The organism is Streptomyces sp. G45 (genome assembly GCF_049542095.1).
Lineage (GTDB): Bacteria > Actinomycetota > Actinomycetes > Streptomycetales > Streptomycetaceae > Streptomyces.
Genome location: NZ_JBMUZU010000001.1, coordinates 5,605,135 through 5,617,813, shown reverse-complemented (window position 1 = coordinate 5,617,813; position 12,679 = coordinate 5,605,135). Strand labels below are relative to the sequence as shown.

Annotated in this window: 6 protein-coding genes; 5 read left to right on the top strand and 1 reads right to left on the bottom strand. The window is 75.0% G+C overall.

Annotation, left to right across the window (positions count from 1 at the left end):
* Positions 1-4: 4 nt before the first annotated feature.
* Positions 5-1,627: a serine/threonine-protein kinase gene (locus ACOBQU_RS23605; protein WP_423629290.1), complete on the bottom strand. Its 1,623-nt coding sequence runs from the start codon at positions 1,625-1,627 to the stop codon at positions 5-7.
* Positions 1,628-2,302: 675 nt separating this feature from the next.
* Between ACOBQU_RS23605 and ACOBQU_RS23600 the strand changes: the two genes are divergently transcribed.
* From ACOBQU_RS23600 to ACOBQU_RS23580, 5 genes are all read left to right on the top strand, one after another.
* A complete protein-coding gene (locus ACOBQU_RS23600) occupies positions 2,303-5,809 on the top strand; it encodes an FHA domain-containing protein (protein ID WP_423629289.1) in 3,507 nt (1,168 codons plus the stop codon).
* A gap of 312 nt (positions 5,810-6,121) precedes the next feature.
* Positions 6,122-7,555 carry an ABC transporter substrate-binding protein gene (locus tag ACOBQU_RS23595; RefSeq protein ID WP_423629288.1) on the top strand — a complete coding sequence of 478 codons (1,434 nt, stop codon included), beginning with the start codon at positions 6,122-6,124 and terminating at the stop codon, positions 7,553-7,555.
* A 100-nt stretch (positions 7,556-7,655) separates the two neighbouring features.
* Positions 7,656-8,936, top strand: a complete 1,281-nt coding sequence (locus tag ACOBQU_RS23590) for a carbohydrate ABC transporter permease (protein ID WP_423634666.1) — start codon at positions 7,656-7,658, stop codon at positions 8,934-8,936.
* Entirely contained in the window at positions 8,933-9,850 is a 918-nt protein-coding gene (locus tag ACOBQU_RS23585) for a carbohydrate ABC transporter permease (protein ID WP_423629287.1), read from the top strand. Before ACOBQU_RS23590 ends, ACOBQU_RS23585 begins: the two co-directional genes overlap by 4 nt.
* Before the next feature lie 317 nt (positions 9,851-10,167).
* Complete coding sequence (locus ACOBQU_RS23580) at positions 10,168-12,441, top strand: bifunctional glycosyltransferase/CDP-glycerol:glycerophosphate glycerophosphotransferase (RefSeq protein WP_423629286.1); 2,274 nt, start codon at positions 10,168-10,170, stop codon at positions 12,439-12,441.
* The last annotated feature ends 238 nt before the right edge of the window (positions 12,442-12,679 follow it).

The window sequence follows — 12,679 nt, the reverse complement described above, 5'->3', positions numbered from 1 at the left end:
CGGCTCAGCCGTTGATCTTGGAGCTCCACTCCGAGACCTTGTCCCAGCCGTCCCGGAGCTGCTCCCAGTACCCCTTCGTCGTACCGATCCACTCCTGGAGCGGGCTCAGCTCCCAGACCAGCCAGCTCGCGACGAACAGGATGACCAGCACGACCAGGCAGCCCTTGAGGCAGCCGAGGCCGGGGATGCGCGTCGGGTTGGCGCTGCGCTGGCGCCGCTGGCGCGGCTCGCGCTGCGGGGCCTGCGGCTGCGGCGGGGGCGCCGGGGCGGGCGGCTGGGGCGCCGGGTGGTAGGGCTGCGGCTGCGCCTGCTGGGGCTGGTGCTGCGGGGCGTACGGCTGGGGCTGGGGCTGCGGGGCGTACGGCTGGGGCTGCGGCGGGCGCTGGGGCTGCTGCTGGGGGCGGGCGACCTGGCGCTGCGGGCGGCGCCGCAGGGGGTCCTGGCTCGGGTCCAGATACTGGACCTGGGTCTGGTCGTTGCGGTCGCGGGCGGCGCGCATCTGGCTCTGCCAGGGGTGCGGGTCGTCCGGGTTCGGGCCCTGGCCGGGGCCCACGGGGGGCATGACGGCCGTGGGGTCGGCGGCGCCCTGGGGGCCGCCGGTGTGGGGCATGACGCTGGTCGCGGCGTGCGGGTCGTACCCGCCCGGGGCGCCCGAGGTGTTCGGCAGGACCTGGGTGGGGTCGGCGGCGCCGGGGGCGTCGGGCACCGGCGCGGGCGCCGGGTCGGGCGCGAGCAGCGCGGCGACGCCCTCGGCGGCGGCGATCTGCGCGGAGGAGGCGTGCACCCCGATGCCGTCGGCGACCGTGCGCAGGGCGCGGGCCAGGTTCTCGGCGCTCGGGCGGTGGTCCGGCTCCTTGCTCAGGCAGCGCTCGATGACCGTCCACAGCGGGTCGGGGACGGTCGAGGGGCGGCGCGGCTCGGCGCTCAGGTGCTGGTGCAGGACTTCGAGGGCGGAGCCTCCGGAGAACGGCGGGCGGCCCGTGACCAGCTCGTACAGCAGGATGCCCGCGCCGTAGATGTCGACGGCGCTGGTCTGCGGGCGGCCCTCGGCGGACTCCGGCGCCACGTAGGCGGGGGTGCCGACGAACTCCTGGGTGCGGGTGAGCCCCGGGGAGTCGGCGAGGCGGGCGATGCCGAAGTCCGTGAGCATCGGGTGCATGCCGTCGGCGTCCTGCTTGACCAGGACGTTCGCGGGCTTCAGGTCGCGGTGCACGACGCCGTCGGCGTGGCTGGCGGCGAGCGCGTCGGCGATCTGCGCGGTCAGCAGCGCGGCGGCGGCCGGGGTGAACGGGCCGTTCTCGCGCAGGTACTTGTGCAGGTCGGGGCCCTCGACCAGGTCCATGACGAGGGCGAGCAGATCGCCTTCGACGACGAGGTCGCGGGTGCGCACGATGTTCGGGTGGGTCAGCCGGAGCAGGACGGAGCGCTCCCTGAGGAAGCGCATCACCACGTCCGCGTCGTTCGCTAGCTCCTCCTTGAGGACCTTGATCGCGACGGTCTCCCCGGGCTGGCCGGGAACCGCGGCCTCGGCACCCGCGGTCTCCCGCTGGCGGGCTCGCCAGACGGTGCCCGTGGCTCCGCGCCCGAGCGGCTCCTCAAGCAAGTACTTGCTGCCTACCGGCCGCACGTCATGCGCTCCCTGCTCATCTGGCTGATCTGGCTCATCTAGCTGATCTGGCTGATCTGGCTGATCCGAATCGGATGGCTGATCCGAATCGGACTCCTGGCTGGACTCGTTGGTTGATCCGGGTGGTCTGTGGCCCTGGTCGGGCGGCGCCGCGGACGTGGCGTTCCGACCCACTCTAGTGCCGTGGAACGGGGCACCGGTCGACGATCTCGCGCCCTGTCGGGGTCCTCGCGGCCCCTCGGGCGGGCCGCCGCACGGACCCTTGTTCGAAGGGAAGACGCGTGACCAGGCCCGTTGGTTGCCACGACCCCGGAGGCCCGCTCTCCACTTGCCGGGGAACGCGGTCCGCCCGCCGGGGAACGCGGTCCGCTCGCGGGCCGGGCAGCGCGCCCAGGCCCCGGGGGCGGTGGCACCGCCGGGCGCGTGCGGGCGCTTCCGTTCCTGTCCGTTCCTGCGCGTTTTTCGGTACGGACCCGACGCCGACCCGACGCGAAGCCGTCGCAAAGCCGTCGCAAAGCCGACCAATCAAGATCACTTAGGGGTGGGGGGCGGGCGCGCTGTCAGTGGCAGGTGCGAGGATGCTCCTCGTACCGGCCGACGTGCCCGTGTGCGGTGGGGGAATCACAGCGCGAGCCCCGTGCCGGGCGCCCAGCGCAGAAGGGACCGCAGACCGCGATGCAGATCCGGCTGACCGTCCTCGGGCCGCGGAGCGGCCAGGCAGACCAGTCAGGGCCGGGGGCCCGCCCCGCCACGGCCTGCGACGTGCTGGTCACCGCTCCCGCGGGGACGGCGCTCGCCGCGGTGGCCTCCGGACTGGCCGCCACGGTCGCCGCGGGCGACGGCCCCGCCGTGTTGTACGCGCAGTCGGAGCGGATCGACCTCCAGCGCTGCACGCTCGGCGAGCCGCCCCTGGTCGACGGCGCGGTGCTCTCGGTGGGCACGCCCACGGAGCCAGGGCCGGAGCCCGCCGACGCCGCGGCCCAGCTCCACGTGATCGCGGGCCCGGACGCGGGCGGCGTCCACCTGCTGCACGGCGGGCAGGTCCGCGTCGGCCGCTCCGCCCAGGCCGACGTCCCGCTCGACGACCCGGACGTGTCCCGCCTGCACTGCGCGGTCACGCTGGACCCGGACGGCCGCGTGACGGTCACCGACCTCGGCTCGACGAACGGCACGACGGTGGACGGCCGCCCCGTCCGCGACCGCCCGGTGCGCCTGCCCTCCGGTTCCCTGCTGCGCATCGGCGAGTCCGTGCTGCGCCTGACGGTGGGCAGCGGCACGGGCGGCGTGCTGGCCTCGGCCCCGGACGGCGAGGGCCATGTGCGCGTCCGCGTCGCCCCCGTGGCCGTGCCCCCGGAGGCCCCGCCCCCGGGCCCCGCCTCCGAAGCGACGCAGCATGCCTACGGCGCGGCGGAGTGGGGCGCCGCCTCGGGCCCCGGAGAGGCCCCCGTGGTGCCCCACCAGGGCGGCGCCCCCGAGCTTGAGCGGCGCCGCGCGGGCACGCCCCCGCGCGGGACGACCGTGCCGCGCGGCCTCCGCAAGCGCGGCGGCCTCTCGGCCTGGGCCCGGCGGCTCACCGGCGGCCGGGGCGAGCGGCCGGAGCACGGGGCGGCGGCCGACGGGTCGCGAGGACCCGAGGGGTCGTACGAGACGCACGGCGCGCAGGGGGCGCCCGGGGCGCGGGACGCGTACGCGCCCCAGGACACCCAGGAGGCGTACGAGGAGCACACGGCCCACGGACCGTATGAGCCCCACGCAACGCACGCGGCTCACGCGGCGCATGAAGCCCACGAGGTGCACAAGGCGCACGAGGCACACGAAGCAGACAGGACGTACGAGGCCCACGGGGCACACGAGGCCCACGAGACCCACGGGGCGTACGAGGCGTACGAGGCGTACGAGGGTCAGGAGGCGTCCCCCGGGAGGTCCCGTGCGGCCCTCCGGAGGGAGCGGATGCCCGAGGTGTGGCCCGACGCGGCGGCGCTGCTGCTCGCGGCGCTCGGCCCCGGCACGCGGCTCTGGGAGCGCGGCCCCGACCACCCGGAGGCGCTCGCGGTGCGGCTCGGCACGGTCGACCGGGCGGCGCCCGGCGAGGACGGCCTGCTGCCCGCCGTGCCCGTGACGGTGAGCCTGCGCGAGGCGGGGGCGCTCGGCATCGCGGGCCCGCGCGAGCGGCTCGCGGGGGTCGCGCGCTCGGTGCTCGCGCAGCTGGCCGCGCTGCACTCCCCCACCGACCTGGAGATCGTCCTGATCAGCACGGACCGCGCCCGGACGGCGCGGGAGCGGGCCGACGCCTGGGCCTGGCTCGGCTGGCTGCCGCACCTGCGGCCCGCGCACGGCCAGGACTGCCGCCTGCTGCTCGCCCACGACCGCGACCAGGCCGCCGCGCGCACGGACGAGCTGCTGCGCCGCCTGGACGACCCCGACACCGCCGCCCAGCAGCCGGAGGCGGCCGGTCCGCGCACGGTCGTGGTCGTCGACGGGGACCCCGGTTCGGCGGCGCTGCGGGAGGCCACCGTGCGGCTCGCCCGGGACGGGGCCCGTGCCGGGATCCACGTGGTGTGCCTGGCCGAGACGGCGGCGGCCTCCCCGTCGTCGCCGGTGTCGGACACGTACGAGGCGGCCTGCTCGGTGACCCCCGCGTTCCGCGCCTGCGGGGCGGCGGCGCTGCTCAGCGGTGACGTGGCGACGGCCCTGTGGGTGCTGCGCACGGCCGACGGCGAGCCCGCCGGGCACGGCACGCTCGCGGCGGTCGACGCCGTGTCCGCCGCGTGGGCCCAGCGGTTCGCGCGGGCGCTCGCCCCGCTGCGGCCCGACGGGGCGGGCGAGGGCGCCGGGCACGCGCGTGTGGCGGCGCCGCTGCCGCAGTCCGCGCGGCTCCTCGACGAGCTGGGCCTGGCGCGTGCCACGCCCGCGTCCCTGATGGCCCGGTGGGCCGATGCCGCGGACGACCCGCAGGCGCTCGGCGGGCGCGCGTGCGCGGTGCTGGGCGCGGGGGCGCGCGGCCCGGTCTCCGTGGACCTCGCCGCGGACGGGCCGCACCTGCTGGTCGAGGGCCCGCCCGGGAGCGGGCGCACGGAGCTGCTGCGGTCCGTCGCCGCGTCCCTGGCCGCGGCGGAGCGGCCGGACCGGCTGGGGATCGTGCTGATAGACGGCCGGGACGGGAGCGTCGGGGGCGCGGCCGGGCTCGGCGCGGGAGTCGGGCCCGGGACGGGTCCGGGTACGGGGGGCGGGACCGGCGGGGGCGCGGGCTCCGGTTCCGGGGGCGCCGCCGGTGCCGGTGACCGGCGGGCGGGTGACGGGCTGCGCGTGTGCACGGACCTGCCCCATGTCACCACCCACCTCGCCGTCAACGACCCCGTCCGCATGCGGGAGTTCGCCCAGTCCCTGGCGGCGGAGCTGAAGCGCCGGGCGGAGGTGCTGGGGCGCCAGGGCTTCGCCGAGTGGCACGCGGGACGGGAGGTGTCCGGCCGCCTGGTGGCCCAGCGGGACCGCTCCGGGGAAGGGGCGGTGAGATCGGGGGTGGCGTCGGCGTCGGCGTCAACGGCGGCGTCCGCGGCGGCTTCGGGCCCCGCTTCGGGGCTGGGCTCGGGCGGGAGCGGTGACGTCGAGTCGGCGTCGAGTTCCACGCTGCGGTTGCGGCCCGCGGCGGCGCGGCCCGATCCGGGGGCGCCGCTGCCGCGGCTCGTCGTGATCGTCGACGACTTCGACGCGCTGCTCGCCCCGGCCCTGGGCGCGCCGGGGCGGCCCGCGGCGGGCTCGGTCGTGCGGGCGCTCGAAGCGGTGGCCCGGGAGGGCGAGCGGCTCGGGGTGCACCTGGTGGCGGCGACGCGCGGCGCTGAGCGCACGGCGGGGACGGAGGTGGGGCGGCGGGCCGCGCTGCGGGTCGCCCTCGCCGCGGTGGGCGGCGGCGTGGAGGATCCCGCCCCCGGGCGGGGCGTGCTGCACTCCGGTGACGGCCGGGCCACCCCCTTCCAGGCGGGCCGGGTCACCGGCCGCATCCCCCGGACGGCGACGCTCCGCCCCACGGTGGTCCCGCTGGAGTGGGAGCGCATGGGGGACCCGCCCACGCGACGCCCCGTGCGGGAGCTGGGGAACGGCCCGACGGACCTGGCCCTCCTGGCCAGCGCCCTGGACCGCGCCGCCCGCTCCGTAACCGCGAAGCCGGTGGCCCCGCTCCTGTAGCCCCGCCCACCCGTGACCGCCCGCCGAGCGGTGACCGCTCCTCGCACGGCGGCCGCTCGTCCTACGGCAACGGTCCCTCGTCCGGCGACCGCCCCTCGCGCAGGGTGATCGCCGTCGGCGGCCACGGGAACACCGCACCGTCGGGGCGCGGACCGCGCTCAACCCCGCACGCCCTCATGACGGTTCGTCACAACGGGAACACAATCGGCTAGTTGACAGTGTTGGGCGTCTTGCTGGGGGTCGCGGTGGGGCGTACACCAATGCGGAACGGGACTTGTCGGGGAAGAGCGGAAGACAGAGAACGGGGCAGCGATGCGCAGCACTCGTACATGTACTCCTCGTCCACGTACTCCTCGTTCGCGCGGTGCTCGTGCGGGAGCGCGCGCCCGGCGTGCTCGTACGCGGATCGCCGTCTTCGTCAGCGTCGGTGCCCTCGGGCTGGCTCTCAGCTCCTGTGGCGGGGATGACGACGACGGCGGTGGCGACAAGGGCGGCAAGGGCGGCAAGGAGGGCGCGGTCGGCGTCGCGCTGCCGAAGCTCGACGGGGAGAAGGTGTCCGTGGCCGCCGTGTGGGGCGGGGCGGAGCGCAAGGTGTTCCTGCGGGTGCTCGACGAGTTCGAGAAGCGTACGGGGGCGAGCGTGTCGTTCGTGCCCGCGCAGGACCCCATCATCGGGTTCCTGGAGTCGAAGGTCGCGGGCGGTTCGCCGCCCGACGTGGCGATGCTGCCGCAGGTGGGCGCCATCGAGCAGGCCGTGGAGAACAAGTGGGCCAAGCCGGTGGGCGCGGCCGCGCAGAAGGAGCTGGACGAGAACTACGGCCAGGGGTGGAAGGACCTCGGGGCGGTCGGCGGCAAGCAGTACGGGGTGTACTTCAAGGCCGCCAACAAGTCGCTCGTCTGGTACAACGCGAAGGTCTTCGAGAACGCCGGGGCCAAGGAGCCCAAGACCTGGCCCGAGTTCCTGAGGACCGCGCAGACCGTGTACGACTCGGGCGTGACGCCGCTGTCCGTCGGCGGCGCGGAGGCGTGGACCCTCACCGACTGGTTCGAGAACGTCTACCTCTCCCAGGCGGGCCCGGAGAAGTACGACCAGCTCGCCCAGCACAAGATCAAGTGGACGGACCCGTCCGTGAAGAAGGCGCTGACCACCCTGGGGGACCTGTTCGGGAAGAAGGGGTACGTCGCCGGGGGCGCCGACGGGGCGCTCCAGACCGAGTTCCCCGCCTCCGTGAAGCAGACCTTCACCGGCGGCGAGCAGCCCAAGGCGGGCATGGTGTTCGAGGGCGACATGGTGTCCCTGGCGATCGCGGAGACCAAGGCGAAGGTGGGCACGGACGCCAAGGTGTTCCCGTTCCCGGCCGTCGGCGACGAGCCGCCCGCCGTGGTGGGCGGCGACGCGGCGGTGGCCCTGAAGGACGGCGAGGGCGCGCAGGCGCTGCTCACGTTCCTGGCGTCGCCGGACGCCGCGCGCATCTGGGCGGAGGCGGGCGGCTTTGTGTCGCCGAACAAGAACCTGGACCTCGCGGCCTACCCCGACGACGTCCAGCGCGGCATCGCCGAAGCCCTGGTCAAGGCGGGCGACGACATCCGCTACGACATGTCCGACCAGGCCCCGCAGTCGTTCGGCGGCACGCCCGGCAAGGGCGAGTGGAAGGCGCTCCAGGACTTCCTGAAGAACCCGAAGGACGTCGCGGGCACCCAGCGGACGCTGGAGGACGCGGCGGCCAAGGCGTACAAGAAGCGCTGACGTGGGCGCCTCGGACGCCGGGGGCGCCCCGGCGGTGCCCCCGGACAAGCCGGTGCCCGCGCTCGCGGCCGGACCCCGCGGCCCCGGTCCCCGCCGGGGCGTGACCGGCACCCGCAGGACGGTCGCGGCGCTCTTCCTGCTGCCCGCGCTCGTGCTGCTCGGCGCGCTGGTGCTGTACCCCATCGGGTACTCGGTGCTGCGCAGCTTCTTCGACAAGGCCGGTGACTTCACGGGCTTCGGCAACTACCGGACGATGTTCGAGGACGACGGGATCCGCACCGCCGTCAAGAACACCGCGTTCTGGGTGGTGCTGGCGCCGATCGTCACGACCGCGCTCGGCCTGGTCTTCGCCGTCCTCACCGAACGGGTGCGCTGGGGCACGGCGTTCAAGTTGGTCATCTTCATGCCGATGGCGATCTCCATGCTGGCGGCGGGCATCATCTTCCGGCTCGTGTACGAGTCCGACCCCGACCGCGGCGTCGCCAACGCGGTGTGGGTGGGCGTGCACGACACGTTCGTGGAGTCGTCCAGCTTCCCCAACGGGCACCCGGGGGCCCGCTCGCCGCTGAAGGACGCGGGCGGCGGCGCGTTCATCACGCGCGAGCCGGTGCGGGCGGGGCAGCCGGTGGCGCTGCCGCTGACGGGCGTGCCGCCGGACCAGATGCCGGACGGCGCGGAGTCGGCGCGGCCCGCCGCGGCCGAGCCCGGCAAGGTCACCGGCACCGCCTGGCAGGACTTCACGCGCGGCAAGGGCCGGGGGAAGGTCAACGCCCCCGACGCCGTCGAGCTGGGCTACTCCGGCATCAGGATCGAGGCCGTCAAGGACGGTGAGGTCGTCGCCTCCACGAAGGCCGCGGGCGACGGCACGTTCGCCCTGCCGAAGGAGGCCGACGGGGCGCTCCTGCGCTATCCGGCGTCGAACTTCCGCGAGCCGTACAACGGCGTGAAGTGGCTCGGCCCGACCCTCATCACGCCCGCCGTCATCGGCAGTTACGTGTGGATGTGGGCCGGGTTCGCGATGGTGCTGATCGCGGCGGGGCTCGCCGGGGTGCCGCGCGAACTCCTGGAGGCGGCGCGGGTGGACGGCGCCAGCGAGTGGCAGGTGTTCCGGCGGGTGACGGTGCCGCTGCTCGGGCCCGTCCTCGCGGTGGTCCTGGTCACGCTCATGATCAACGTGATGAAGATCTTCGACCTGGTCTTCGTCATCCCGCCGGGCTCGTCGAAGGACGACGCGAACGTGCTCGCGCTCCAGCTGTACACCTCGGCCTTCACGGACCGCGACGCGGGCGTGGCGAGCGCGATCGCGGTGCTGCTGTTTCTGCTGGTGATTCCGGTGATGCTGTTCAACGTGCGGCGGATGCGGCGGGAGGGGCGGCGATGACGGTCTCCACGGAGAGGCGAAGCCGCGGGCGGTCGCCCGGCGCCCCTGGTGCCCCCACGGGGCGGCGCACTCTCGGCAGTCGGCTCACCGCCCTGCTGGGCGGGACCGCCCTGCGGGTCTTCCTGGTCGTCGTCGGCCTCTTCTGGCTGGTGCCGTCGGTCGGGCTGCTGCTCGGCTCGCTCAGGACCTCGCAGGACATGGCCGAGAGCGGCTGGTGGAAGGTCTTCGGCGCGCCGTCCCAGCTCACCTTCGAGAACTACCGCGACCTGCTGGAAGACGAGACGATCACCGACTCGATCCTGTCGAGCGTGACCATCACCGTGCCCGCGACGCTGCTCGTCGTGGTGATCGGCTCCCTCGCCGGTTACGCCTTCGCCTGGATGGACTTCCCGGGCCGCGACTGGTGGTTCCTGGGCGTGGTGGGGCTGCTGGTGGTGCCAGTGCAGGTGGCGCTCGTACCCGTGTCGAAGCTCTTCGGGGAACTCGGGATCTTCGAGACGACGACCGGCGTGGTGCTCTTCCACACGGCGTTCGGGCTGCCGTTCGCGATCTTCCTGCTGCGGAACTTCTTCGCGGAGATCCCGCGCGAACTCCTGGAGGCGGCGCGGCTCGACGGCGCGGGCGAGCTGCGGCTGTTCGTCCGGGTGGTGATGCCGCTGGGCGCGCCCGCGATCGCCTCGCTCGGCATCTTCCAGTTCCTGTGGGTCTGGAACGACATGCTGATCGCGCTGATCTTCGCCGACGCGGGCAACCCGCCGATCACGGTGGCGCTCCAGCAGCAGGTGCGGTTCTTCGGCGACAACGTGCAGATCCTGGCGCCGGGGGCGTTCATCTCGATGGTGATCCCGCTGGCGGTGTTCTTCGCGTTCCAGCGGCAGTTCGTGTCCGGGGTGATGGCCGGGGCGGTGAAGTGACGGTGAAGTGACGCCGTCACAGAGCACGCGGGAGGGGGGAGCACGCGGGAGGGGGGAGCACGCGGGAGGGGGGAGCACGCGGGAGGGGGAAGCACGCGGGAGGGGGAAGCCTGAAGGCGCCGTCGATCGCGCTGCGCGCTCGTCCTCAGACGCCGGACGGGCTTCCCCCGCGTACCCCGGCCGCGTACGTCACCTCACCAGGTGACCTGCGTAAACCGCGCGCCTTTCACGGTCCCCCTTCCGTCGCCGACGGCGTAACCAGGTCACCCCGGCGGACGTTCTCGGGCAGAACGCCCGCGCCGACCCATGGATGTGCCGTGCCCCGGTTCAGTGTCATCGTCCCCGCGTACAAGGTGCAGGCTTACCTGCACGAATGCCTGGCGTCCGTGCTGGAGCAGAGCTTCACCGACTTCGAGCTGATCGCGGTCGACGACTGCTCCCCCGACGCCTGCGGCGCCCTCATCGACGAGGCGGCGGCCCGGGACCCGCGGGTGCGGGCCGTCCACCTGGAGGAGAACGCGGGCCTCGGTCCCGCCCGCAACGCCGGGATGGAGCACGCCACCGGCGACTACCTGCTCTTCCTCGACGGCGACGACACCCTCACGCCCGGCGCGCTCCAGGCGGTCGCCGACCGGCTCAAGCGCACCGAGGAGCCGGACCTCCTCGTCTTCGACTACGCCCGCACGTATTGGTCCGGCGACAGCGCCCGCAACCAGCTCGCGCACCTGCTCACCGAGGAGGGCCCCGCCCCCTTCGAACTCGCCGACCGGCCCGCGCTGCTGCGCCTGCTGATGGTCGCCTGGAACAAGGCGTACCGCCGCGAGTTCGTCGCGCGCGAGGGCGCCGCGTTCCCCGCCGGGTTCTACGAGGACGCGCCCTGGACGTACCCGCTGCTGATGGCGGCGGGCTCCATCGCCACGCTGGACCGGGTGTGCGTGCACTACCGGCAGCGGCGCCACGGCAGCATCCTGCACACGGTCAGCCGGGGGCACTTCGACGTCTTCGACCAGTACGAGCGGGTCTTCGCGTTCTTCGAGCGGCGCCCCGACCTGGCCGCCGCCTGGCGGCCGATGGTCTTCCGGCGGATGGTCGACCACCTGGCCGCCGTGTACGCCCGGCCCGACCGGCTGCCGCGCGCGAGCCGCGCCGAGTTCCTGCGCAGGGCCCGCGCCCACTACCGCCGCTACCGCACTCCCGGCACCCCGCCCGGGCTGCGGGCGCGGGCGCGCCACACCCTGCTGCGGCTCGGCTCGCGCCGCCTGTACGGGGCCGCCACCGCGGCCGTCCGGGGCACGGCACGGGCGCGGCGGCTCGCCACAGGGGCGCTGCGGCGCGCGCGGGGCGCACTGCTGCGGGCGCACTACCGGGTGCAGCTGCGGCTGCCGGTCCGCGACGACCAGGCGGTGTTCTCCGCGTACTGGGGGCAGGGGTACCGGTGCAACCCGGGCGCCCTGGAGGCGGCGTTCCGCGAGCACGCCCCGCACATCCGCACCGCCTGGATCGCCGCGCCCGAGCACCACCACACCGTCCCGCTGGGCACCCGCAGGCTCACCCCCGGCACGGCCGCCTACTGGACGGCGCTCGCCCGCTCCAAGTACCTGGTGAACAACGTCAACTTCGACCGCCGCCTGGTCAAGCGCCCGGAGCAGGTGCTGGTCCAGACCCAGCACGGCACGCCCCTGAAGCACATGGGCCTCGACCTCCTCGACCGTCCCGCGGCGGCGCGCGGCACGGACTTCGCCGCGCTGCTCGCCCGCGCCGACCAGTGGGACTACGTCCTGTCCGCCAACCGGCACTCGACGCTGGTGTGGGAGCGCGCCTTCCCCGCCGCGTACACCACTCTTGAGTACGGGTGTCCGCGCACCGACGCCTTCCAGCGGGCCACGGCGGGCGACGTCGCCCGGATCCGCGAGAGCCTCGGCGTGCCGCCGGGCACGACCGCGATCCTGTACGCGCCGACGCACCGCGACTACCGGCGCGGGCAGCGCTCCCCGCTCGACCTGGAGCGGGTCGCCCGGCGCCTCGGGCCCGGCTTCGTGGTCCTGGCCCGCGCCCACCACGCGTACGGCGGGGCGCTCGCCGCGACGTCCGGACACGTCATCGACGTGTCCGGGCACCGCGGCGTGGAGGAGCTGTGCCTGGCCTCCGACGCGCTGGTCACCGACTACTCGTCCCTCATGTTCGACTACGCCGGTCTCGACCGGCCCATCGTGCTGCACCTGGCGGACTGGGACGCCTACGAGGCCGCCCGGGGCTGCTACTTCGACGTGCGGGAGTTCCCTCCGGGGGCGGTGGCCCGGGGCGAGGACGAGCTGGTGGACATCTTCGCCAGCGGGCACTGGCGGGGGTCCCGGTCGGCGCAGCTGCGCGGTGCGTTCCGCGGGCGGTTCTGTCCCTTCGATGACGGGCGGGTGGCTGAGCGGGTGGTTCGGCGGGTGGTGTACGGGGAGGTGGGGGTGCCGGGGGTGGTGCCGCCGGAGGAGCGGCGACCGGCGCCTGCCGTGGCCGTCTCGGGGGTGTGTCCCCCGCGGTCGCCCTCGGACGCGGCGCTCCCCCACCCGCCCGCCCTCTCAGGGGGCCCAACCCCCTGACCCCCGGGTCCGGCTGGGGCTTCGCTCCTCTCCCCCCATTGGCGCTCCGCGCCTCGCCCTCAAACGCCGGACAGGCTGGGACTCCCCTCCTCGCCGTCGTCAACCGTCGGACGGGCTTTCCCCGCCCACCCGTCCCCCGGAAGGGGGCGGGTGGGCGGGGACATCCGCCGCGGAGCGGCGGATCACGGAGAGCCGACGGCGGCGGGCACCGCACGGTCCAGCCCGCCCGGCGTTTAAG